20 protein-coding genes are annotated in these 22,435 nt (G+C 69.9%); 6 read left to right on the top strand and 14 right to left on the bottom strand.

The genetic code is table 11. The annotated features are described in order from the left end of the window. Nucleotides 1-4: 4 nt before the first annotated feature. The 7 genes from trpA to hisI form a co-directional block, all read right to left on the bottom strand. Complete coding sequence (trpA, locus tag ABT313_RS35875; RefSeq protein ID WP_350863161.1) at nt 5-829, bottom strand: tryptophan synthase subunit alpha; 825 nt, start codon at nt 827-829, stop codon at nt 5-7. Then, on the bottom strand, nt 822-2,033 hold the full coding sequence (trpB, locus tag ABT313_RS35870) for a tryptophan synthase subunit beta (RefSeq protein WP_350863158.1): 1,212 nt from the start codon (nt 2,031-2,033) through the stop codon (nt 822-824). The genes trpA and trpB overlap by 8 nt, the downstream gene beginning before the upstream one ends. Before the next feature lie 78 nt (nt 2,034-2,111). Further along, nucleotides 2,112-2,918, bottom strand: coding sequence for an indole-3-glycerol phosphate synthase TrpC (gene trpC, locus ABT313_RS35865; RefSeq protein ID WP_350863155.1), 807 nt, complete (start codon nt 2,916-2,918; stop codon nt 2,112-2,114). A gap of 13 nt (nt 2,919-2,931) precedes the next feature. Beyond that, a complete protein-coding gene (locus ABT313_RS35860) occupies nt 2,932-3,189 on the bottom strand; it encodes an HGxxPAAW family protein (RefSeq protein WP_350863152.1) in 258 nt (85 codons plus the stop codon). A gap of 56 nt (nt 3,190-3,245) precedes the next feature. Further along, nucleotides 3,246-3,776, bottom strand: a complete 531-nt coding sequence (locus ABT313_RS35855) for a Trp biosynthesis-associated membrane protein (protein ID WP_350863148.1) — start codon at nt 3,774-3,776, stop codon at nt 3,246-3,248. After that, nucleotides 3,773-5,263: an anthranilate synthase component I gene (locus ABT313_RS35850; protein ID WP_350863145.1), complete on the bottom strand. Its 1,491-nt coding sequence runs from the start codon at nt 5,261-5,263 to the stop codon at nt 3,773-3,775. Before ABT313_RS35850 ends, ABT313_RS35855 begins: the two co-directional genes overlap by 4 nt. Continuing rightward, on the bottom strand, nt 5,260-5,589 hold the full coding sequence (gene hisI, locus ABT313_RS35845) for a phosphoribosyl-AMP cyclohydrolase (RefSeq protein WP_350863142.1): 330 nt from the start codon (nt 5,587-5,589) through the stop codon (nt 5,260-5,262). The genes ABT313_RS35850 and hisI overlap by 4 nt, the downstream gene beginning before the upstream one ends. Before the next feature lie 69 nt (nt 5,590-5,658). Between hisI and ABT313_RS35840 the strand changes: the two genes are divergently transcribed. After that, on the top strand, nt 5,659-6,738 hold the full coding sequence (locus ABT313_RS35840) for a dipeptidase (protein ID WP_350863140.1): 1,080 nt from the start codon (nt 5,659-5,661) through the stop codon (nt 6,736-6,738). On the opposite strand, the gene ABT313_RS35835 is transcribed toward ABT313_RS35840, so the two are convergent. Next, nucleotides 6,735-7,601: a GNAT family N-acetyltransferase gene (locus ABT313_RS35835; protein WP_350863136.1), complete on the bottom strand. Its 867-nt coding sequence runs from the start codon at nt 7,599-7,601 to the stop codon at nt 6,735-6,737. The genes ABT313_RS35840 and ABT313_RS35835 overlap by 4 nt on opposite strands. 155 nt (nt 7,602-7,756) lie before the next feature. On the opposite strand from ABT313_RS35835, the gene ABT313_RS35830 reads away from it, so the two are divergent. After that, the gene (locus ABT313_RS35830; protein ID WP_350863133.1) at nt 7,757-8,764 is read left to right on the top strand and encodes a hypothetical protein; all 1,008 of its coding nucleotides are present in this window, start codon (nt 7,757-7,759) and stop codon (nt 8,762-8,764) included. A gap of 119 nt (nt 8,765-8,883) precedes the next feature. Beyond that, entirely contained in the window at nt 8,884-9,204 is a 321-nt protein-coding gene (locus ABT313_RS35825) for a Fe-S cluster assembly protein HesB (protein ID WP_134098608.1), read from the top strand. Between the two features lie 57 nt (nt 9,205-9,261). On the opposite strand, the gene ABT313_RS35820 is transcribed toward ABT313_RS35825, so the two are convergent. Continuing rightward, the gene (locus ABT313_RS35820) at nt 9,262-11,058 is read right to left on the bottom strand and encodes an ABC transporter ATP-binding protein (protein ID WP_350863131.1); all 1,797 of its coding nucleotides are present in this window, start codon (nt 11,056-11,058) and stop codon (nt 9,262-9,264) included. Next, nucleotides 11,055-12,869, bottom strand: coding sequence for an ABC transporter ATP-binding protein (locus ABT313_RS35815; protein WP_350863816.1), 1,815 nt, complete (start codon nt 12,867-12,869; stop codon nt 11,055-11,057). Before ABT313_RS35815 ends, ABT313_RS35820 begins: the two co-directional genes overlap by 4 nt. 99 nt (nt 12,870-12,968) lie before the next feature. Here ABT313_RS35815 and ABT313_RS35810 point away from each other — a divergent pair, with 99 nt between their 5' ends. After that, entirely contained in the window at nt 12,969-13,610 is a 642-nt protein-coding gene (locus ABT313_RS35810; RefSeq protein WP_350863128.1) for a TIGR03085 family metal-binding protein, read from the top strand. On the opposite strand, the gene ABT313_RS35805 is transcribed toward ABT313_RS35810, so the two are convergent. Genes ABT313_RS35805 through ABT313_RS35790 form a run of 4 tightly spaced genes read right to left on the bottom strand, consistent with a single transcriptional unit; the run spans nt 13,596 to nt 18,402 of the window. Continuing rightward, nucleotides 13,596-14,177, bottom strand: coding sequence for a DedA family protein (locus ABT313_RS35805; protein WP_350863125.1), 582 nt, complete (start codon nt 14,175-14,177; stop codon nt 13,596-13,598). The two genes, ABT313_RS35810 and ABT313_RS35805, sit on opposite strands and share 15 nt — an antisense overlap. Continuing rightward, on the bottom strand, nt 14,174-14,938 hold the full coding sequence (locus ABT313_RS35800) for an MBL fold metallo-hydrolase (protein WP_350863123.1): 765 nt from the start codon (nt 14,936-14,938) through the stop codon (nt 14,174-14,176). The genes ABT313_RS35805 and ABT313_RS35800 overlap by 4 nt, the downstream gene beginning before the upstream one ends. Nucleotides 14,939-14,941: 3 nt before the next feature. After that, a complete protein-coding gene (locus ABT313_RS35795; protein WP_350863120.1) occupies nt 14,942-17,047 on the bottom strand; it encodes an alkaline phosphatase family protein in 2,106 nt (701 codons plus the stop codon). Nucleotides 17,048-17,103: 56 nt separating this feature from the next. Next, entirely contained in the window at nt 17,104-18,402 is a 1,299-nt protein-coding gene (locus ABT313_RS35790; protein WP_350863117.1) for a family 43 glycosylhydrolase, read from the bottom strand. Nucleotides 18,403-18,557: 155 nt separating this feature from the next. Between ABT313_RS35790 and dacB the strand changes: the two genes are divergently transcribed. Both dacB and ABT313_RS35780 read left to right on the top strand, forming a co-directional pair. After that, on the top strand, nt 18,558-20,126 hold the full coding sequence (gene dacB / locus ABT313_RS35785) for a D-alanyl-D-alanine carboxypeptidase/D-alanyl-D-alanine endopeptidase (RefSeq protein WP_350863114.1): 1,569 nt from the start codon (nt 18,558-18,560) through the stop codon (nt 20,124-20,126). Nucleotides 20,127-20,166: 40 nt separating this feature from the next. Further along, on the top strand, nt 20,167-22,404 hold the full coding sequence (locus ABT313_RS35780) for an ATP-binding protein (protein WP_350863111.1): 2,238 nt from the start codon (nt 20,167-20,169) through the stop codon (nt 22,402-22,404). Nucleotides 22,405-22,435 lie beyond the last annotated feature (31 nt).

Raw genomic sequence — 22,435 nt, 5'->3', positions numbered from 1 at the left:
GGTTCTAACGTTCGACGGGGGTGCGAGGTTCCCGGCGTACACCGTCGGCCAGGTCCTCGGTCAGCGCCCGGACCCCGGCCGCGCCGTTGTCTCCCAGGGCTCTGACGAGGGCCGCGCCGACGATCACGGCGTCCGCGAAACCGGCCACCCCCGCGGCCTGGTCGCCGTTCGAGATCCCCAGTCCGACGCCGACCGGCAGCTCGGTCGCCGCCTTGACCCGCGCCACCAGCGGCGCCGCGAGCTCCGACGGCTTGTCCCGGGCGCCGGTGACACCCATCACGGCGGTCGCGTAGACGAACCCGCGGCAGGCGGCCGTCGTCATCGCGATCCGCGCGTCGGTCGACGACGGCGAGACCAGGAACACCTTGTCCAGGTCGTGCTTGTCCGCGGCCGCGATCCACTCCGCGCCCTCGTCCGGGATCAGGTCCGGCGTGATCAGGCCCGCTCCCCCGACACCGGCGAAGTCGGCCGCGAACCGGTCCACGCCGTACCGCTCGATCGGGTTCCAGTACGTCATCACCAGCACCGGGACGTCGGAGTACGCCGCGATCTTCTCGACCGTGCTGAGCACGTCGCGGGTCCGCACACCGCCCGCGAGCGCGATCTCGGTGGCGCGCTGGATCGTCACGCCGTCCATCACCGGGTCGCTGTACGGCAGGCCGAGCTCGATCACGTCCGCGCCGCCGTCGACCAGCGCCTTCAGGCCGTCGAGGGCGCCGTCGTACGTCGGATAGCCGGCCGGCAGGTACCCGATCACGGCCGCCCGGCCCGCGTCGTTCGCGGCCCGGATCGCCGTCCCGGCCTTGCCCAGAGCAACGAGCTCACTCATCGCCGGCCTCCTTGTCACCGAGGCCGAACCAGGTGGCGGCCGTGTCCATGTCCTTGTCCCCGCGGCCGGACAGGTTCACCAGAATAGTTGCCTCCGGCCCCAATTCCTTGGCGATGTCGAGCGCACCGGCGACCGCGTGCGCGGACTCGATGGCCGGGATGATGCCCTCGGTCCGCGACAGCAGCTGGAACGCGTCCATCGCCTCCGCGTCGGTGATCGGCCGGTACGACGCGCGCCCGGTCTCGGCCAGCCACGCGTGCTCGGGGCCGACGCCCGGGTAGTCCAGGCCCGCGGAGATCGAGTGCGACTCGATCGTCTGCCCGTCCTCGTCCTGCAGCAGGAACGACCGCGCACCGTGCAGTACGCCGACCTGGCCGGCCGTGATCGTCGCCGCGTGCCGACCGGTCTCGAACCCGTCGCCGCCCGGCTCGATGCCGTACAACTTCACCGACTCGTCGGGGATGAAGGCGGTGAACAGGCCGATCGCGTTCGACCCGCCGCCGACCGACGCGACCGCGGCGTCCGGCAGTTTGCCGAGCAGTTCGAGCGACTGCTCCCGGGCCTCGTCGCCGATCCCGCGGACGAAGTCGCGCACCATCGCGGGGAACGGGTGCGAGCCCGCCGCCGTACCGAGGATGTAGTGGGTCTTGTCGACGCTGGCGACCCAGTCGCGCAGCGCCTCGTTGATCGCGTCCTTCAGCGTCCGGCTGCCGGTCTTGACCGAGATCACCTCGGCGCCGAGCAGCCGCATCCGGGCCACGTTCAGCGCCTGCCGCTCGGTGTCGACCTCGCCCATGTAGACGACGCACTCCAGGCCCAGGTACGCACACGCGGTCGCCGTCGCGACGCCGTGCTGGCCGGCGCCGGTCTCGGCGATCACCCGCGGCTTGCCCATCCGCTTGGTCAGCAGCGCCTGGCCGATCGCGTTGCGGATCTTGTGCGCGCCGGTGTGGTTCAGGTCCTCGCGCTTCAGCAGGATCCGCGCGCCGGCCGCGTCGGACAGCCGGGTCGCGTCGTACAGCAGGCTCGGGGCGCCGATGTAGTCGCGCAGCATCCGCTCGAACTCACCGGTGAACTCCAGGTCGGCCATGGCTTCGCGCCAGGCCTGGGTGAGCTCGTCGAGCGGCGCGATCAGCGCCTCCGGCATGAACCTGCCGCCGAAACGGCCGAAGTGCCCGAACTGGTCGGGCAGCACAGTAGACATCCGACAAAACCTTCCGATCCCGGCCCAGACGGCTCGGGAGAGTTGCTGCCCCTACCCGTTTGGACCGGGAGGAGAGGTCTAGTGCCGCTGCTGGATGGCGGGGTGCGATCCGGCGGCGACGAGGTCGGCGACCGAGGCGCGAGGATCGCGGCCGGTCACCAGGGTTTCACCGACGAGGACGACATCGGCCCCGGCGCGCGCGAACTCGATTACATCATGCGGCCCGCGGACCCCGGACTCGGCCACCCGGACCAGCTCGGTCGGGATCGTCGGCGCGACCCGCGCGAACGTGTCCCGGTCGACCTCGAGCGTCTTCAGGTTGCGGTTGTTCACGCCGATGAGCTGAGCGCCGGCGTCCACCGCACGCCGGGTCTCCTCCTCGTCGTGCACCTCGACCAGCGGGCACAGGCCGATCGAGTGCGCACGCTCGATCAGCGAGACCAGGGCCTCCTGCTCCAGCGCCGCCGCGATCAGCAGAATCATGTCGGCGCCGGCCGCCCGGGCCTCCCACAGCTGGTACGACGACACCACGAAGTCCTTGCGCAGCACGGGCACGTCGACGCGGCCGCGGACCGCGCGCAGGTCGTCGAGGCTGCCGTTGAACCGGCGCTCTTCGGTGAGGACCGAAATCGCCGCGGCGCCGCCCAGCTCGTACTCCCCGGCCAGCGCGGCCGGGTCGGTGATCTCGGCCAGCTCGCCCTTGGACGGGCTGGACCGCTTCACCTCGGCGATCACCGCGATCCCGTCACCGCGGAACACGGGCATCGGGTCCTTGGCGTCGGGCTTGCGCTGGGCCTCCTGCTTCAGATCGTCCAGGCTGACCCGCGCCTGGCGCTCCGCAAGGTCCTCGCGGACCCCAGCGAGAATGTCGTCAAGCACAGTCATGTCCGTCCGCCCCTCAGTGGTCGCCGTCGGTCGGGACCCCGAAGCCCAGCAACGACAGCACCTTGCCGGCCAGCGCACCGAGCACCGCGATCGCGACGGAGATCCAGAACAGCACCCAGTTCGGCCCGAGCACCATGGCGATGGCGCCGAGCGTGAACGCGACCAGCACGATCACCACCGCGGTCCACGCCGCGGGGCTGTTGCCGTGCAGATCGTGCGGGGCCTCCTCGTCGATCCGACTAGCTCCTTGATCCGCCACCGTATTGTCCATAGTTGGCGCCACTCCTCCTCGTCGTCCTGTCCTATTGTGGCGGTAGCCCGCCGCGATCAGAGAGTCGGGTCCTCCCCGGCGTCGATCGCCTTCCACTGATCGGCCGGTGAGGCAGCCGGATCACGCTCGTATCGTGCAGTCGGTCGCCGCCACCGGTGCGCGGTCAGCGCGGTCAGCAGACCCGCCGCCACCAGGGCGATCCCGCCGGCCAGTGCGAACCACGGCGCCACGCCGAGAGTCTGCGTGACCTGGTCCGCGAGTACGTCGCTCAGCTCGGGCCGCAGCTGGCTCAGTTCGGCGCCGTCCGGGCGCACGGTCAAGGCAACGATGATCGCCACCGCCCCGAGCAACGCCACCAGACCGCCCAGCACCCTGCGCAGCAGCGTGCCGGCCAGCTTCGTGACCACGACCGCCACCACCGACGCCAGCGCCAGCGTGACCGGCGCCTTGGTGATCGTGTAGCCGTTGAACACCACGTCGACCCGCCCGTTGCCCGGGTTCGCCGAGACCCACGTCAGGTACCCGGACAGGCCGAGCAGCACCAGCGCCGCCAAGGCCAGGAGGTCGACCATCCGCTGCGGCTTCATACGTCGCTGAAGGTTCCCGCGACCGCGATCGCGTTCAGTACGGCGGCCGCCTTGGTCCGGCACTCGGCGTCCTCCGAGACCGGGTCGGAGTCCGCGACGATCCCGGCGCCGGCCTGCACGTACGCCGTCCCGCCGCGCAGTACCGCGGTCCGGATCGCGATCGCGGTGTCCGCGTCGCCGGCGAAGTCCAGGTAGCCGACCACGCCGCCGTACACCCCGCGCCGGGTGACCTCGAGCTTGTCGATGATCTCCATCGCCCGCGGTTTCGGGGCCCCGGACAACGTTCCGGCCGGGAACGCGGCGGTCAGCGCGTCGAACGCGGTCATACCGGCCTTGAGCTGCCCGGTGACCGTCGACTCCAGATGCATGACGTGGCTGTAGCGCCGCACGTCCATGAAGTCGACCACCTCGACCGTGCCGGGCGCGCACACCTTGCCGACATCGTTGCGGCCGAGGTCGACCAGCATCAGGTGCTCGGCGCGCTCCTTGGCGTCGGCGCGCAGCTCCTCTTCCAGCGCGTGGTCCTCCTCCGGCGTCGCGCCGCGGCGGCGGGTTCCGGCGATCGGGTGCAGGATCACCTTGTTCTCGGTGACCTTGACCAGGGCCTCCGGGCTCGAGCCGACGATGTCGAAGCCGTCGAGGCGGACCAGGTACATGTACGGGCTCGGGTTGGAGCGTCGCAGCACCCGGTAGATGTCCAGGGCGCTCGCCGTGGTCTGCAGCTCGAACCGCTGCGAGACGACGATCTGGAACGCCTCGCCGGCCCGGATCTCCTCCTTGGCGTGCTCGACGGCCTCCCGGTACTCCGCGCTGGAGCGCTGCCGGTGCGGGTCGGGCTGCGCCTGCCGGTCGGCGCGGACGACGTACGACGGGGTGGGCTGCGCGAGGTCGCGCTCCATCGCGTCGAGCCGGCGGACGGCGTCGGCATACGCCTCGTCGACGCGCTCGTCGGAGTCGTCCCAGTTGACCGCGTTCGCGATCAGCCAGATCTCGCCGGTCTCGTGGTCGAGCGCGGCCAGGTCGGTGGCGAACAGGAACGTCAGCTCGGGCAGGCCGAGGTCGTCAGTCGTTGTGTCCGGCAACCGCTCCAGGCGGCGGACGGCGTCGTACCCGAGGAAGCCGACCATGCCCCCGGTCAGTGGGGGCAGGTCGGGCAACCGCGGCGTGTGCAGGATCTCCAGGGTCTCCCGCAGCGCCTTCAGCGGGTCACCGGTCTGCGGGAGGCCGACGGGCGGGTTGCCGGTCCAGACGGCCTCGCCGTCGCGCTCGGTCAGCGTCGCGGCGGAGCGCACGCCGATGAACGAGTAGCGCGACCAGACCCCGCCGTTCTCCGCCGACTCCAGCAGGAACGTGCCCTCGCGCTCGGCCGCGAGCTTGCCGTAGACACCGATCGGCGTCTCGGCGTCGGCGAGCAGCCGGCGCGTCACCGGGATCACCCGGCGGTCCTTCGCGTACTCGCGGAAGGTCTCCAGCTCCGGAACCGTCACGCCGCCACCTCGATCTCGCCGTTCTCGAAGCAGCTGCGGGTGCCGGTGTGGCAGGCCGGCCCTTCCTGGTCGACAAGGACGAGCAGGGTGTCGGCGTCGCAGTCGACGAGGATCTGCTTCACGTGCTGACGGTGGCCGCTGGTCTCGCCCTTGACCCAGTACTCCTGCCGGCTACGCGACCAGAAGGTGCCCCGCTTCGTCTCCGCGGTACGGCGCACCGCCTCGGCGTTCATCCAGCCCACCATCAGGACCTCGCGCGTGTCGTACTGCTGCACCACTGCCGGTATCAACCCGGCCGCGTCGAAGGTCAACTCGTCGATAGTCACCGATCCATTGTCTCCGATCCGGCCGACAGCTTTTACCACGGCCTCGACCTGGGCTGACAAGATGGCGGCATGACGAGTGCGTACCCGGTGATCGACGGTCACAACGATCTGCCCATCGCGTTCTACGAGCTGTGCGACTACGACCTGGACGCACACGACCTGAGCGGGCCGGTGCCACAGCTGCACACCGACATCCCGCGGCTGCGGGCCGGGCACGTGGGCGGTCAGTTCTGGTCCCTGTGGGTGCCGCAGGACGAGCACGCAGTACGGCGTACGTTCGAGCAGCTCGACTTCGTCCACCGGTTCGTCGAGCGGTTCGCCGGCGATCTGCAACTGGCAGACACCGCCAACGACGTCGAGGCTGCGATCGCGGCCGGCAAGATCGCCTCGCTGATGGGGATGGAGGGCGGCCACTCGATCGGCGAGTCCCTCGGCGTACTGCGGGTGATGCGTTCACTGGGTGTCCGCTACATGACGCTCACCCACAACAACAACGTGTCCTGGGCCGACTCGGCCACCGACGAGCCGGTGCTGGGCGGGCTGAACGACTTCGGCGAGCAGGTCGTCCGCGAGATGAACCGGATCGGTATGCTGGTCGACCTCTCCCACGTCTCCGCGGACACGATGCGGCACGCGCTCCGCGTCACCAGTGCGCCGGTGATCTTCAGCCATTCGTCGTCCCGCGCCGTCTGCGACGTACCGCGGAACGCGCCGGACGACGTGCTCGAGACGCTCGCCGCCAACGACGGCGTCTGCATGGTCACCTTTGTCCCGTACTTCGTCTCACAGCCGTACGTCGACTGGCTCGACGGCATGCACACGCTCGCCAAGGAGCGCGGGCTGGAGGGCAAGGAGCACCGCAAGCAGGTCGAGGAGCTGTACGGCGTGCCGCGGCCGGACGTCACGCTGGCGGACGTGGTCAAGCATGTCGAACACGTCCGCGAGGTCGCGGGGATCGACCACATCGGCGTCGGCGGGGACTACGACGGTTGTCCGGACTTCCCGATCGAGCTGCCCGACGTGTCGTCGTACCCGGTGCTGCTCGGCGCGCTGGCAGACCGTGGCTGGAGCGACGACGATCTCAGGAAGCTTGCCGGAGGCAACATCCTGCGCGTGCTCCGGGCCGCGGACGACGTCGCGTCCGCTTAACCGTTGCGGTTCTGTGCCCTGATCTCGGCTTGCGGCTCGAGCCCGGCGGCCTGGTACGTCGCCACTGCTCCCTCGTTGGACGCCGGAGTACAGGTGTAGATGCTCGACGCGCCCATCTCCTGCAACGCACGGGCGCACGCGAGCACCATCGCCGTGCCGTAGCCGCGCCCACGGTGCAGCCGGTGCACGCCCATCGGCTCGATGTAGCCCGGCCGTCCCTCGCCGGCCGACCACACGGTCGCGGCCGCCACAGACTCGCCGGTCTTGTTCCGGGCGATCAGGCACCGCGCATCGGCGTACGGCACGCCGTCGGCCATCGCGAACCAGCGGTCGTCGGTGAACGTCGACCCATCGAACGAAGCCCGCTGTACGGCGGTCCGCTCGTGCGCATCCTCGGCCCCGACCACGTCGACCCGCATCCCCGGATCCGGAACCGGATCGCTCAGACTCCGCACCAACGGCACCCACGGCTTGTCCGCGTCCCACCCGTCCTTGAACAGCAGATCCTGGACGAGCGCCCCCATCGGCGTCTCGACCGCCACCTCGCCCTCGATCAGTACGCCGGCCTCCGGCGCCGACACGTCCTCGACGATCCGCCGCGCCAGCTCCTCGTCCCGCTGCAACTCCGGCGCGATCGCCATCCGCAACCAGTCCGGCTCATCAAGCATCCCCACCGCGACAATCTCCCCGCCCCGCCGCCAAACCCGCGTCGCCGCCGCCGTCGCCTCCACCCCGAACCGCCAGAACCACCCCAAATCCCCCGGATGCAACTGAACCGCGGCCCCATCCCGCTGCCACCCCCGCACCACGCCCACAACCTCGCCCAACCCACCCGTCCCCGGAGTCTCCACCTCAATCGCCATACCCCCCATCCCACACCACTCCGCATCCAGGCGCTTTGAGCACCCACCAACCAAAGTCCGCCCAAGCCTGTGGTTGGCGGGTGCTCAAGGAACCCTTGTCCACAGGCGGGCGAAGGGGCGGTGCGACGCGGGGCGGAGGTGGCGAGAATGCGGCGATGGATAGGTTGGAGAACGTCGTCCGGGAGCGGCTCCGGTTCGCGGCGAGGACCCCGGTACGGCGTGGCGTATTACGCGAACTTGGATTGGGAGACGCCGACCTCCGCCGCCTGGTGCGGCGGAAGCACCTGCACCATCACCACGGCCACTACCTCGACGGGCGCGTCGACGTACATCTCGCGGTGATCGCCTGTGCTGCAGCGGCGTACCCGGGCTCGGTGGTGAGTCATTTCAGCGCGGCGCGGCTGGCTGGACTCCGTGTGTGGACAGACGCCCGGCGGTCATCCGCAGTCCCGATCGACGCCACGTGGCTGACCTGGCCACCGACCGCGATGCGCAACCAGCGCCGCCCCGACGTCGTCGTACGACGACCTGGTCTGCCACCCGGTGACGTGTCACACCACGATCAGCTGTCCGTGACCAGCCTCGCTCGAACCGTCGTGGACCTCGCCCGGGAGCTGCCCGTCCGGGAAGCGATCGTCACGGTCGACCACGCGCTGTTCCTCGGTACGCCGGTCACCGAACTGCAGGCCGTCGTCGCCCGTCAACAGCGCTGGCCGGGGAGCCTGAACGCTCGTGCCGCGATCGACTTCGGTGATGCCAGATCCGAGTCCGTGCTCGAGTCGCTCGCCCGCAGGGCCTTTGCGGCGGCCGGACTGCCCGCACCCGAGCTGCAGGTCCAGTTCTTCGACGGTTTCGGCTGGATGCCCGAGCGGGTCGACTTCTACTGGCCCCGGTTCCGTACGGTGGCGGAGGCCGACGGACTAGCGAAGTACGAGGCGGACACGCCCGCGGAGCGACGGCGCCGGATGCGCCGGAGCCATCGCCGGGACCAGCGCCTCGCCGACCGCGGTGTCGAACTCGTCCATTTCGGCTGGGAAGACGCAGTGGCGACGTCCTCCGACCTCTCCGCACGCCTACGCGCCGCGTTCATCCGCGGCACGTCCCGCACCACCGCCGCCCCCACCTGGCGAGTCGCGCCCCGCGACCCCGCCCAGGTCGCCTGACGTTGGGCACGGGTCAACCGTCCCGGCGGCCGATTCGTGGTTGGTGGGTGCCCAAGGTTTGGTACCAGGGCGATCGGGCACGGGACGGGCTCAAGTGTTAACCGACGGATGGAGTGGCTGTGCTGACCCTGACTGAGAACGCGACGCTGGTGATCAAGAGCATCACTGGGGTCGAAGGCGCGCCGGAAGGGGCCGGGGTGCGGATCTCGCAGGAGAACCCGGCGGATCCGGCACTCGCGGTGACCACGACCGAGGCTCCGCAGCCTGGCGACCAGGTCGTCGAGGAGGCGGGTGCGCGGGTGTTCCTCGAGCACAACGCCGCGAACGCGCTCGACGACAAGATCCTGGACGCGGCGGTGGACGACAAGGGCGGTGTCGAGTTCCTGCTGGTGCCGCAGCCCGGCGCCGGTCACGAGAACGGAGCCGCTCCGACCCCCTGATTCAAGATGCGGTGCGGGCCGGCCAGGGGATCGCCTGGCCGGCCCGCGCAGCTCAACTCAGATGGCGCTGCGTTGGGCGATCCAGCTGTCGTGGAGTTGGGTGTAGACGCCGCCGGCGCCGACCAGCTCGGCGTGCGGCCCGCGCTCCACGATCTCGCCGTCGTCGAACACCAGCACCTCGTCGGCGGCCTCGGCCGTCGACAGCCGGTGTGCGATCGTCACCGACGTACGTCCGGCCATCAGTCGCTCGAGCGCCGCGTTGACCCGCACCTCGGTGCCGGGGTCGACCGCCGACGTCGCCTCGTCGAGGACGAGGAGGTCCGGGTCGGCGATGTTCGCGCGGACGAGCGCGACCAGCTGCCGCTCCCCCGCCGACAGCGACTCACCGCGCTGCCCGACCGGCGATTTCAGGCCGTCCGGTAGCGACTCCAGCCAGTCCGTCAGCCCGAGTGAATCGAACGCCGTGACCAGCTCTGCGTCGGTCACCTCGGGCCGGCCGAACCGCACGTTCTCCGCGAGTGACGCGTCGAACAGGTACCCGTCCTGCGGCACCATCACGACCCGCTCTCGCAGCGACTCGAAGGAGATCTCGCGCGCGTCCACCCCGTCGAGCTTGACCGCGCCCGACGTCGGGTCCATCAGCCGGGTCAGCAGCTTCGCGAACGTCGTCTTCCCGGACCCGGTCTCGCCGACGACCGCGACCCGCCGGTGCGGCTCGATCCGTACGCCGACGTCGCGCAGGACCAGATCGCCTTCCGGATAAGCGAAATCGACGTCCGCGAACTCGACCGTGATCGGCCCGCGGGCCTGCTTCACGCCGTCCTCGCCGGGGTCCACGACGTCGGCCGGCGTCGCGATCACGCCGAGCACGCGCCGCCAGCCGGCGAAGGCGCTCTGGGCGTCGGTCAGCACCTGCGTCGCGATCTGCACCGGGTCGGAGAACAGCGACACCAGGAACATGAACGCGAGCAGCTCGCCCAGCGTCGCCTGCTTGTCCACACCGAGCAGTACGCCGACCGTCAGCACGCCCGCGTTCGCTAGGCCGGCCGCCAGACCGCCGATCGAGAAGGTCAGACCGGTGATCGCCTGCGCCTTGGTCGCGGTCTTGCGGTAGTCCTCGATCGAGGCGTCGATGCGGTCCTGCGTCCGCTTCTCGATCGCGTACGAGCGGACCACCTGCGCGCCGACGACGGGCTCCGAGATCGCCGACAGCATCTCGCCGACCTTGGCCCGGACCACGCCGTACGCCGCCGACATCGCGCGCTGCAGGTACTTGAGGCTGGCGAACAGCGGGATGAAGCACAGCAGCACGACCAGCGCGAGCTGCCACGAGTAGAAGAACATCACCACGGTCGCGAGCGCCATCTGACCGAGGCTCACGATGAAGATGAACCCGCCGAACTGCAGGAACTGCGACACCGTGTCCACATCGGACGTGACCCGGCTGACCAGCGCGCCGCGCCGCTCGGTGCTCTGCGTCAGCACCGGCAGGTCGTGCACGTGCCGGAACGCCTTGATGCGCATCGTCGCCAGCCCGGACTCGGAGTTGATCGCGAGCCGCACGGTCGTCAGGTACGACGCTCCGGCGGTCAGGATCACACCCAGCGCACAGACCAGGCACATCCAGGCGACGTACGACATGTCCGGGCCGCCGGCACCGGACAGGCCCTTGTCGATCGTCTGCTGCACCGCGATCGGTACGACGATCCGCCCGGCCGTCATCGTCAACGCGAGAATCCCGGTCACCCACCACCCGCGGGCGAGCTCGGGCGAGACCTTCAGACCTTCCTTGAGAGTCTCCAGACCACCCGCGTTGTCACCATGATCCAACCGACTCGCTTCAGCGGCGCTCACGCCGACGCCTCCAGTTCTTCCTCGCGACGCTCGGCGTCCTTCTCGTAGGCGTCGACCAGGTCCCGGTACGCCGGTGTCGACGCCTGCAGTTCGGTGTGGGTGCCGTGGGCGAGGATCCGGCCGTCGTCCATGAACAGCACCTCGTCCGCGAGCGAGATCGTCGCTTTCCGGTACGCGATCACCAGCACGGTCGTCGCCGCCCCGGCGTCGTCGTGGACGGCGCTGCGCAACCCGGCGAGGATGCGTGCCTCGACCTGCGGGTCGACCGCGCTCGTGGCGTCGTCGAGGATCAGCAGTCGCGGCCGCCGTACCAGGGCACGGGCCAGCGCGATCCGCTGTCGCTGGCCGCCGGACAGCGTCGTACCCCGCTCGCCGACCTTGGTGTCGAGGCCGTCGGGCAGTGCCTTCACGAACCCGTCGCCCTGGGCGATCCGCAGCGCGTCCCACACGTCGTCGTCGCTGTAGTCGCCGCCGAGCGTGATGTTGCCGCGGATCGTGTCGTCGAACAGGAACGCGGTCTGCGCCACCAGCGCGACCGAGCCGGCCAGTTCGTCGCGCGCCAGGTCGCGCAGATCGATCCCGTCGACCTTGACGGCGCCCTGCTCCGGGTCCACCAGCCGCGTCAGCAGCGTGGTCAACGTGGACTTGCCCGCACCCGTCGGCCCGACGACCGCGACCGTCCGCCCGGGCTCGATCGTGAAGTCCATCCCGGCCAGTACGTCGCGCTCGGGCAGGTACCCGAACCGTACGCCGGCCACCTGCAACCGGGCCGCCTTCGCCGACGTGAGCCGGGCCTCGCCGTACTCCATGCCGCCCTCGGCGGTCAGCACGCGTTGCACCCGGTCCCAGCCAACGACCGAGCGCGGGAGCTCACCGAGCACCCAGCCGAGCGCCCGGATCGGGAACCCGATCAGCGTGAACAGGAACGCCACCTGCACGACGTCGCCGGCATCCGCACCGCCGGACCGCACCCGCCCGACGCCGACCAGCAGCACGGCGAGCACGCCGAGCCGGGGCAGACCGTCGATCACCGGGTCGAACATGCCGCGGGCCTTGTTCACCGCGATGTTCGCGTCGCGTAGCGCGTTGGTCGGGCCGCGGAAACGCTCGGTCTCGGCCGCCTCCCGGCCCAGCGTCTTCACCACGAGCGCGCCGTCGAACGACTCGTGCGCGACCTCGGAGACGTCGGCGCGGAGTTGCTGGGCGCGGGTCGCGAGCGGCTGCAGGTAGCGCTGGAAGATCACGTTCGCGATGAACACCAGCGGGAACACCAGGCAGCCGACCAGGGCCAGCCAGACGTCGGCCGCGAACATCGCGATCGTCGCGAACACCAGCATCGCGATCACGCCGATCGCCATCGGCAGCGGCGCGATCACGAACCAGGTCGACTCCACGTCGGCGTTCGCGTTCGACAGCAACATGCCGGTCGAGTGCTGGTGGTGCCACTCCAGCGGCAGCTTCAGGTACTGCCGGGTGACGCGGTTGCGGTACGTCGCCTGCAGCCGGAACTGCATCACACCGGCCCCGAGACGCCGCCCGACCACGCCGATCGCATTCAGGATCGCGATCCCGAGGAACAGCGAGATCAGCGTCAGGATCGCGCCGGTGGTCGTCTCGCCCTGCTCGAACGCCGGCCGGATAATGTGATCGGTCGACCAGCCGAGGGCCCAGCCGCCGGCCACGGTCATCGCGCCGTACAGCATGCTGGCGAGCACGGACAGCGCGAAGATGCCCGGCTCCTCCCAGATCGCGACCCGCAGCACCCCGAACCCCCGCCGGGTGACGCTGCCCTTGTCGGGGACTTTCGGCACAGGCAAGACACGCTCCAGGGCAATCAGGTGCAAACGTGGGACACAGGCATGACAACGATTGACATTCTGCCATTCCCACCCGACAACTACGATCGAGTTGTGACCGACTACAGCCGGGTAGAACGACTTGCTCTGTGTGATCTGTTCGACCAGCTCGGGCCTGCTGAGCCGACGCTCTGCGAGGGGTGGGACACCTACGACCTCGCGGTCCATCTGTACGTCCGGGAAGCCGATCCGATGGCCGGGCCGGGCATCATGATCCCCGCGCTGTCCGACACCACCGAGAGACGGATGAAGCGTGCGAAGGAGCGCTACAGCTTCGCCGAGGTCGTCGGCAAGGTCCGCAACGGCCCGCCCCCGGTCTCGATCTACGCGCTGCCGAAGCTCGGCGCCCAGTTCAACACGGCCGAGTACTTCGTCCACCACGAGGACGTCCGCCGCGCCCAACCGACGTGGGACGTGCGCGCGCTGCCCGCCGACCAGCAGGAAGGGCTGTGGAAGACGGTCCGGCTGTCGTCGAAGACGATGAACCGGAAGTCGCCGACCGGCCTGGTGCTCAGGCTGCCCGACGGTACGACGTCCGTCGCGAAGCGGCCGACAGCGCTCGGCTCGGTGACCGTGACGGGCGAGCCGGCTGAGCTGCTGCTGTTCTGCTTCGGGCGTCAGCAGGTGGCCGATGTCGAACTGGACGGTGAGGCGGAGGCTGTGGACCAGCTCCGCAACGCGTCATTCGGTGTGTGACTTCCGGCGGGCGCGCTGGACCAGGCTGCTGACGACGGTCGTCAGGATGACCAGCACGATCGCCGCCAGCACCCCCTGCCACGGCTTGTCGAAGAGCGCGTAGCCGAGCAGCCCGATCGCCATGTAGACCGCGGCCCACAGCGACGACGCGGCCAGGTCGACCACCGCGAACCGCTCCCACTTGTATCCGGCCAGTCCGGCCGCCAGCAGAACGGGCACACGACCGCCCGGGATCAAGCGGGACGTCAGCAGCACGCCGATCTCGTGATCGGACAACCTGTTCCGGAGCGCGTCGAGCGATGCGTTGTCCCGCAGCCACCCGACCCGCTTGGCCAGTCGCTCACCCCCGAAGCGGCATCCGGCGTACACGATCAGGTCGCCGACGTACGCACCGGCAGCTCCGGCGATCAGCACCCCGACCAGTCCGATCGGATTGTGGTGCGACGCCAGTACGGCGCCGGCCGACACCGCCGCGCCCGTCGGCAGCACGGGCAGCACCGCCCCGATCAACACCGCCCCGGCCAACGCGAACAAGTACCAGAGGTCGAACTTGGTGTCCCCACTCATGCAGGGACCTCGAACGATTCGCCCGGTACCAAGAGTTCCACCTTCACCGAAGGGTCCACCTCGGCCATCGCGGCCCGGAACCTGTCCCCCGGTGGCAGGAACAACTCCGGTTTGACCCAATCGAAGCCGATCGGCCAGAACGTCCCGAAATGTACCGGGACAGCCCTGGTCGCGCCGACTCGCCGCACCGCCTCGGCCGCCCGCACCGGATCGAGATGTCCCGGCCCCAGCGACGGCCCCCATCCGCCGACCGGGATCAGCGCCAGGTCCACCTGACCGGCCTCCGCCGCCAACCCGTCGTACAGATCGGTATCGCCCGCGAACCAGACACTCGGGGAGCTGTCGACGCGGTACCCCACGGCTTGCGCGGAGTACGACGACCACGGCAGCCGCCGCCCGTCGTGATGCGCGGTGACGGCGGTGATCTCGAGCGACCCGATCTTGATCTGATTGCCCGGGGCAACTTCGATGCAGCGGTCGGAGTACGCCGGTCCGCTGTCGGCGTGGATCAGCTTCGCCGCCCCGCGCGGCACCACCAGCGCAGCGTCCGGCGCTACCATCGGCAGCGAGGTGAGGTGCAGGTGGTCGGCGTGCAGGTGCGAGACCAGGACCGCGTCGCAGTGCCCGGCCTCGGGCGGCGGGTTCGGCCCGCGCCGGCGGCGCAGGTGCGCGATCCGCGACGTCAGCACCGGATCGGTCAGCAGCCGCGTGCCGTTCGCCTCGATGGTGGTAGTGGCGTGCCCCCACCAGGTAATTCGCACGCTTCAGGCCTCGACCTTCGACTCGACCGGTTCCTTGAGGTCCTTGCGGTGCCCGAGCTGCTCCAGCCAGCCGACGAGCACTTCATGGACTGCGTCGGAGCCTACGGGAGCCTCCTTCAGCTCCCAGCGCGCCGGGTGCACCAGGACCGCGTCGGTCTGCCAGCCGCCGATGCCGCCGTGGCATCCGACCAGCTCCTCGAACGCCGCGACCTCGTGCGTGTAGTCGTCCAGCCGGCTGACCACGACGAGGTCCCCGTTGTGCGCCATCTCGGCCTGCCGGAGCATCGAGGCGGCCGCCAGTTCGCCGTACGGCGCGAGCGGGTCCTCCCCCTCGACCCGGCCGGACCGCAGTACCCGGACACCGGCCTGACCGATCGCCACCGGCCCTTCGGCGAGCGAGTCGACCACGACGAACCCGATGCCGGGATGAGTGGCGAGGCCGGGGATCAGCTTCGGATGCAGCAGCTCGATCTCCTCCAGCGGCACCCGGCCGGGCGTGGTGGCGAGGTAGAGCAGTGCCAGGTTCCCGGACGCGGTGACGACCATCTGCTCGTCGGCGGCGACCGGCGGCTCGCAGTCCTTCGGACCGAGCTCGACCTCGCCGCCCTTCACGTGCAGCGCCTTCCGGGTCACCGAGCCGGCCACGCTGCGGCGCATCGACAGCTCGGTGAGGAACGCGTTCACCGGGCCCCAGCCCTCGGACTTGCCGACCGCCGCGACCGGCTCCTTGGTGGTGTCGACCAGTTCGTCGACCACCTCGGTCAGCGTCCGGCCGTACCGCTGGTGGAACGTCGAGCCCTGGCTCTGGCCATGGTCGGACAGAACGACGATCTCGTACGAGTGCGGGAGGATGTCGATGATCCGCTGGAGCGCACCGAGCACGCGGTCCAGGCCCTCGAGGGTCTGCAGCGACTCGGCCCGGGTCGGTCCGGCGTGGTGCGCGACCTCGTCGTAGTCGACGAAGTCGCAGTAGACGACCGGCGTGCCCTTGACCAGCTCGTCGGTGATCAGCGAGACGTTCAGGTCGCGGAGCAGGACGTTGGTGATCGCGCGCAGGAAGATGTACCCACCGCCGCGTTTCACCCGCGGGACCAGGTGCCGGACGCGCTGCCGCCGGGCCTGGTGCAGCTCCTTGATCATCTCCGCGACGCACAGGATCAGCCCGCGGGCGGCTCCCTGCGGGCTGGAGAAGAACCGGACGTACCCGCGGCTGCGGCTGTTCGGCAGGGCGGCGCGGCTGAACACCAGCTCGCACTTGTCCGCGTCGCCGGACCAGTTGTTGCTGATGCTGACGCCGCCGTCCGCGAGCAGGCCGCGTCCGGTCGACATCCGGCTCTCGAGCTCCGCCGCGTCCCGGCCACGGTTCGTGACCATCACCCGGCCGGTCTCCTTCTCGTACCACCGGAACGCCGGGATGTACTTCGAGCCGCCGTGCAGGATCCCTGCCTGGCTGGCCGGTGTGGTCGCCGGCACGCCGGTGTGCCACGCGAGCATCGAGTGGTTGCCGTCCCGGATCCAGCCGCCGAGGTTCGGCAGGTTGCCGGCCAGCACCATCCAGTTCAGCAGCGGCGCGGACAGCCCGTCGATCTGGATGATCAGCAGGCCGGTCTTCGGCGCGGGCTGGATCCGCCGGGCCCGGCGGTGCACGACCCGCATCACCTCGGCGACGTACGCGTCGTCACTGCCGGCGTACGCGACCCAGCCGACGAAGGCACTGATCGACGACATCCAGATCGCGACCAGCACCGGCGCCTCGACCCCGCCGTGCAGGTTGACCCCGGGGTCGACGGTGATCGCGAGGTAGACGACTCCGAACTGTGACAGCAGCCCGCCGATCAGTACGCCGAGCGACCCGATCAGCACCGCGACACCGGCCAGGATCCAGCGCATCAGCACCGAGAACACCGCCAGCAGGACGACCAGCCGGAAGATCGGCAGCCGGCCGTCGCTGCTGATCTGCGGCAGCGTCCAGAACGTGATCGTCAGCGAGATCAGCGAGGCAAGACCGCCGTACAACATCGCCTGCAGGCCACGGCCGGTACGGCGGAGGTCCAGCCACACCGGGCGCCGCCGCCGGTCGTCGTACACCTGCTCTGGTGGTTTCGCCATCGCTTGCTTCGAACTCCCCGTTCGTCTCGCTTGTGCACTACGAGACTACGGGGTACCTACTGCACTTCGAGGTAGTCCACCTCGGTGTACAGATCGCCCTTGGTCAGCCGGATCGTGTTCCAGCCGGCGTTGAGCGTGACGGACACCGAGCTCTCGTGCCAGTTGTCCCAGCCGGTGACCGGGTAGCTGACCGACCCCGCGTTGTTGCCGTTGACAACCAGGCCGTGGCTCGCGGTGGACGCCGAACCGTTGGCGTACCCGACGTGCAGGGTGTAACTGCCCGCGACCGGGGCGAAGACGGTGTTCTCGACCCAGGAGTCGGCGTAGTCGATGTACGCGACCACCTTGCCGTCCGAGGCGCCGGCGGCATTGGCGCGGACGCTGCAGTGGTTGAGCGTGCCGCGCTCAGCCTCGTACCGCACCCGGCTGCCGCGGACGACCGGGTAATCGTTCGCCCAGCCGATGTCGGCGACGTACAGATGCCGCTGGTTGCCGACCCAGCCGTGCAGGAAGATCTTGTCGCCGACGACGTCCGCACCGCCCGGCCCGCAGACCGCGTTGTCGAAGGTCGCGGTCGTCATCAACGGCCGGTACGCCGTCGTCCACGGGCCGCCGAGGCTCGTCGAGGTCGCGTACGACGTGAGGTAGTTGCAGTCGTTGTATCCGCCGCCGGAGAAGAACAGCACGTACTGGCTGCCGCGCTGGACCAGGTCCGGCGCCTCGATGACGCCGCTCGACGTGAGCATCGCGGTGTTGCCGCCGACCAGGGTCCGGCCGTTGTCCGCCGTCCTGGTGAGCCAGAGCGTCGACGGTTGGCCGATCGCGTTGCCGTCGTTCTTCCAGACCAGGTAGCGGGTGCCGTCTCCTGCGACGAACGTGTTGGGGTCGATCGCGCCGCCCTGGTCGAGCGGGCAGATGAGCGGCGTCGTACCGACCGGCTGGAACGGGCCGAGCGGCGAGGTCGCGGTGGCGACGCCGATGCACTGGTGACCGGACGCCTTGTGCCAGGCGGTGTAGGTGAGGGTGTAGGTCCCGTCGGCGTTCGGGTAGACGTCGGGTGCCCAGGTGCGGCCCGGCTGGGCCCAGTCGGCGGACGGGCCACCGGGCATCGCGTCACCGCGGATCGTCCAGGGTCCGTCGGCGCTCGGGGCGGTCGCGACCGGGACGGTGCCGCGGCCGTTGTTGGTCGAGTACGCGTACCAGGTGCCGTTCTGCTGGAACACGTCCGGATCGGGAAAGTCCTCGCCGACGATCTCGCGTGGGAAGACGGCCGACGTGGTCGCGGCGTGCACCGGCGGTGACAGGAACGCGGAGAGGCTCAGCACAGCCAGGGCAATGGTCAGAAGTCGTCGCATCGGGACTCCTCAGGTGGGGCGGATACCTGTGCGAGGAACTTTTCCATCGATTCACCTGGAACGCGACCCCTCAATCCCGCTGATCCCTGGACCCGGGGCCTTCGGAGGTGTTGACTCCCGCTAGTTGTTTTCCGCCTGGTTTGAGGGAGTGTCTCGTGAGTCATTTACCGAGAGTGTCGGGGCGCGGGTTGGTCGCCGCGGTGGCCGCCGTCGCCGCCGTGACCGGTGGCGTGGTGGGTCAGTCGGTCAGTGCGCCGGCCGCAGTACAAGAGACGGCTCTGCAGCAGCGGCTCGACGGTCTGCTGAACGACAGCCGGTACGACGGGTCGCAGGTCACGCTCGTGGTCCGCGACGCGACCACCGGCGAGACGCTGTACGACCGCAACGGCGACCAGCGGATGCTGCCCGCCTCGAACACCAAGCTGTTCACCTCGACGGCCGCGATGCACGTGCTCGGCCCGTCGTACCGCTTCCACACCGACGTACTCGCCACCGCACCCGTCCGCGGTGGGAAGCTGCGCGGTGACCTCTACCTGAAGGGGTACGGCGACCCGACCGCGCTGGAGTCGGACTACGTCGGCCTGGCCAAGCAGCTGAAGGCGGCCGGCGTCCGGCGGGTCGACGGCGACCTGATCGCGGACGACTCGTACTTCGACCACGTCCGGCTCGGTGACAGCTGGGCCTGGGACGACGAGCCGTTCTACTACAACGCCCAGATCTCCGCGCTGACGCTGGCTCCGAACACCGACTACGACTCCGGTACGGCGATCGTCGAGAGCCGCCCCGGCGCTGCCGCCGGTGCACCGGCCAGGCTGACGCTGGTCCCGGCGACCGGCGCGATCAAGCTGGTCAACACCGCGACCACCGGCGCGGCCGGGACCTCCAACACCATCAGCGTCGAGCGCGACCACGGCACCAACGTCGTCCGGGTCAGCGGCTCGATCCCGCTCGGCGCCGCGGTAGACCAGGAGTGGACGACCGTCTGGGAGCCCGAGCTGTACGCCGCCGACGTGTTCCGCCGCGCGCTCACCGCGCAAGGCATCTCGGTCAGCGGCCACATCAAGAACGCGGCCACCCCGACCGGCGCCGCCCGGCTGGCCCGGGACGAGTCGATGACCGTCGGCGAGCTGCTCACGCCGTTCCTCAAGCTGTCGAACAACATGCACGCCGAGACGCTGGTCAAGGCGATGGGCGCGGTCGCCGAGGCCGACGGCAGCTGGCCGGCCGGGCTGGACGTGGTGACCGACTACGCGAAGAGCGTCGGCGTCGACACCAGCCGGATCCGGTTGTCCGACGGCTCCGGCCTGTCCCGCAAGGTGAACGTGACCGGTGACGCGGTCACCGACATCCTGATCGCCGCCCGCAAGGAGCCGTGGTTCCAGCAGTGGTACGACGCCCTGCCGATCGCCGGCAACCCGGAACGGTTCGTCGGCGGCACACTCCGCAGCCGGATGCAGAACACCCCGGCCGCGAACAACCTGCACGGCAAGACCGGATCGCTCACCGGCGTGACGGCCTTGTCCGGCTACGTGTCCAACGCAGACGGCCGCAAACTGGTCTTCTCGATGATCAGCAACAACTACCTGTCCAGCCCCCGCGACATCGAGGACGCCGTCGGCGTCACGCTCGCCTCGTGGACAGACCACGGCACTCCCCCGGCCGCGGCCAAGACGTTGAAGACCGCCCCGGCAACCTGCGACCTGGAGTGGGACAAGGCCTGCTGAGTAACCAGCTGGTGACCGATCGTGCTGATAGAACGGCGGTGTGGGAGATCATTTCGCCGCCGCCGTTCGTCAGTTCCGGCTACGGGCCGGTCTGACCCAGGAGGTGCTGTCCGACCGTTCCGGCGTGTCGGTCAGCACGATCCGCGGGATGGAGACCGGCACCCGCCGCAACCCACAACTGGCGTCGGTACGGCGACTCGCCGCCGCGCTCGACCTGCAGCCGTCCGAACTGGACGAACTGCTGGCCGCGGCGGCGGGGGTCGCCGAGCCTGCCCCGGCCCCAGCGCCGGTCCCGCGCCAGCTGCCCGCCGCACCGACCTCGTTCGTGGGGCGGGTCGACCAGCTCGCCCAGCTGGACGCCGCGCTTCAACCCGCCGCGTCCGGCTCGGGCGGTGTGGAGATCTGTGCGCTGGTCGGGACCGGCGGCGTCGGGAAGTCCTGGCTGGCGCTGGAGTGGGCTCATCGCAGTACCGAACGCTTCCCTGACGGGCAGCTTTTCGTCGATCTTCAGGGCTTCAGCCCGGACAGCGATCCGATGGACCCTGGCGTCGCGTTGCGCGGTTTCCTTGACGCACTCGGCGTTGAACCGGACCGCATCCCACTCGCCCCGCATGCGCAAGCGGCTCTGTTCCGCAGCCTCGTGGCCGGCAAGCGGATGCTGGTCGTGCTCGACAATGCCGCCGACACGGCACAGGTCACTCCGCTGCTTCCCGGCACCGGCACCGTCGTGATCACGAGCCGCAACCAGCTGTCCGGTCTACTCACCGGACAAGGCGCGCAGCACCTGTCCGTCGACATCCTCACCGACGCCGAGGCCCATGCCCTGCTCACCGCCCGGCTCGGCGCCTCACGGCTGCGGTCCGAGTCCGTGGCGCAGGACGAACTCGTCAGCCTGTGCGGCGGCTTCCCACTGGCTCTCAGCATCATCGCCGGCCGGGCTCATCTCGACCCGCACCTGTCCCTGGCCGAGGTCGCGGACGAGTTGCGTGGCGGCACCCTCGACGTACTCGACGACACCGACCCCGCCGCGAGCCTGCCCGCGGCGCTCTCCCTGTCCTACCGTGCGCTGACCGACGACGAGGCCGAAGTGTTCGGGCTGATCGCGATCGCGCCCGGACCCGACGTCGGCCTGGCTGCCGCCGCCAGCCTCACCGGGCGCGGCCAGAGCCGGACCCGGACCGTACTGCGCAGGCTGGAGCAGGCCTCGCTCATCAGCCGGGACGCCGGCGGCCGTTACCGCATGCACGACCTGGTACGCCGGTACGCAACAACCGCCGACGACCTGACCGACGAGGCGAGGGCAACCGCGCTGCAGCGCGTACTCGACCACTACAACCACACGGCCTACGCCGGCGCCCGCCTCCTGGACACACATCGTCCACCCATCGAACTCGCCCCGCCCATCCCCGGCGTTCAGCCGGAGGAGTTGCCTGACATCCCGGCCGCGATGGACTGGTTCGAGACCGAGCACCGCAACCTGCTCGCCGCCCAGCACGCTGCCGCCACACACGGACTGCACGAGACGGCGTGGCAACTAGCCTGGGCGCTCAACGACTTCCACTACCGGCGAGGGCATCGTGACCATCAGCTCGCCGCGTGGAAGATCGCGGTCGACTCCGCGGCCCTGCTGCCCGACCCGGCCGCCCAGATCCTCACCTATCGGTGGCTCGGCCGCGCACACGTCGTGCTCGGACACCAGCAGGAAGCCGTCGAAGCGCTCAACCAAGCGCTCGCCCTGAGCGAGCAGCAGAACGACCGCGCACTGCAGGCCCAGGCGCACTACACCCTCGCGTCCGTTTCGCCCGACGGCGACAAGGCCCTGGCGCATGCCGAACGTGCACTCGAGCTCTTCCAGGGTCTCGGCCAGCCGATCAAGGAAGCTGATGCGCTCAACGCAGTCGGCTGGTTCGCCGTCCGGCTCGGCAAGTACGGCATGGCCCGCGAGCACTGCCAGGCGGCCCTCGAGCTGTACCGGCGGCATCAGGACGTGAACGGAGCGGCGCAGACTCTGGACAGCCTCGGCCTCATCGCTCACGGCACCGGCCGGCACGCCGCGGCCGTCCAGTACTACCTCGATGCCCTCGGCATCTATCGCGACCTCGACAACTCCCCCGAGATCGCCGACACGCTCGATCGGCTCGGTCGGACGTACGACGCGATGGGCGATCGCGATCAGGCCGTCGCGGTGTGGCGGGAAGCGCTGGAGCTGTACCGGCAGCACGGTCGCGACGACGAGGCCGGCCAACTGGAGGAGCGGCTCACAACCGGTCATAGATGACCGGTTCGTGCGCTGTTCGGCTGGGTGACCG

It is taken from the genome of Kribbella sp. NPDC000426 (genome assembly GCF_040300265.1).
GTDB lineage: Bacteria > Actinomycetota > Actinomycetes > Propionibacteriales > Kribbellaceae > Kribbella.
The sequence above is the reverse complement of the archived record's forward strand: the minus strand, read 5'-3'. Positions and strand labels throughout refer to the sequence as shown.